Below are 1,330 nucleotides of genomic sequence, written 5' to 3'. Positions count from 1 at the left end.
GCCTGGGAAGGCCTGGACGAACCGCTGCAGCTGGTCTGGCGCAAGGTGCCGTTGGAGCCGCAGTGCTTCGAAGCCGATGCCACGGCCGGCGATGTCGCCGCGCAACTGGCGAGCCGCTTCGATGCGCGCCACTATCGCCTGGACCTGCGTCGGGCGCCGATGCTGCAGCTGGTCTACGCCCAGGATGAAGCCCAGGACCGCTGGCTGGCGATTCTGTTGTTCCATCACATGGCGCTGGACCATACCGCGCTGGAAGTGGTGCAACACGAGATGCAGGCGCACTTGACCGGCAAGGCCGGGCAACTGACTGAAGCCGTGCCTTATCGCAACTACGTGGCCCAGGCCCGGCTGGGCATGAGCGTGGCGGAACACGAAGCGTTCTTCCGCGAGATGCTGGCTGACATCGATGAGCCAACGCTGCCCTTCGGGTTGGCCCAGGTGCAGGGCGACGGACGCGGTATCGCCGAGGTGACGGAGTCGGTCGGTCAGGTCCTGAGCCTTCGTCTGCGGACCCAGGCCCGACTGCTCGGTGTGAGCGCCGCGAGCCTGGTCCATCTGGCCTGGGCCCAGGTCTTGAGCATGGCGACCGGGCAGAAAGACGTGGTGTTCGGCACGGTATTGCTGGGCCGGATGCAGGGCGGCGAAGGGGCCGACCGGGCGCTGGGCATGTTCATCAATACCTTGCCGGTGCGTGTGCCGGTGGACGGGCAGAGTGTGCGTGACGCGGTCCGCATGACTCACGGCCGCTTGACCGGCCTGTTGGGCCACGAACATGCGTCGCTGGCCCTGGCTCAGCGTTGCAGCGGCGTGGCCGCGCCAACCCCGCTGTTCAGCGCGCTTCTGAACTATCGGCACAGCGCGACTCAGGTGACTGACGAAGTGCTGTCGGCCTGGAGCGGCATGCAGATGCTGTCCAGTGAAGAGCGGACCAACTATCCGCTGACACTGAATGTCGATGACTTGGGTGACGACTTCAGCCTGACCGTTCAGGTGGCTGCGCAGATCAGTGCCCAACGCATCAGTGGCTACATGCAGGTCGCCCTGCAAAGCCTGGTGGAGGCCCTGGAACACGCCCCGCAAACGCCGGTACGCAGCTTGACGGTGCTGCCGCAGGCCGAGCGCCGGCAGTTGCTGGAGACCTGGAATGCTGCGGATGCGGTGTATGCCGATGATGCATTGATCCACGGCCAGTTCGAGGCCTGGGCGGCGGCGCAACCCGACGCCGTGGCGGTGGTGTTCGAGGACAGCACGCTGACTTATGGCGAACTCAACATCCGGGCCAACCAGCTCGCTCACCGCCTGCTGGCCCTGGGCATCCGCCCGGATGACC

General features: G+C 66.0%; 1 protein-coding gene. It reads left to right on the top strand.

Annotated features, from left to right (window positions below; translation table 11 throughout):
- On the top strand, nt 1-1,330 hold a 1,330-nt coding region (locus N005_RS02995), incomplete at both ends, for a condensation domain-containing protein (protein WP_047699286.1).

Origin of the sequence: Pseudomonas mediterranea CFBP 5447 (genome assembly GCF_000774145.1) — a bacterium.
GTDB lineage: Bacteria > Pseudomonadota > Gammaproteobacteria > Pseudomonadales > Pseudomonadaceae > Aquipseudomonas > Aquipseudomonas mediterranea.
Note: the sequence above shows the minus strand (reverse complement) of the source record. Positions and strands in the feature narration are given on the sequence as shown.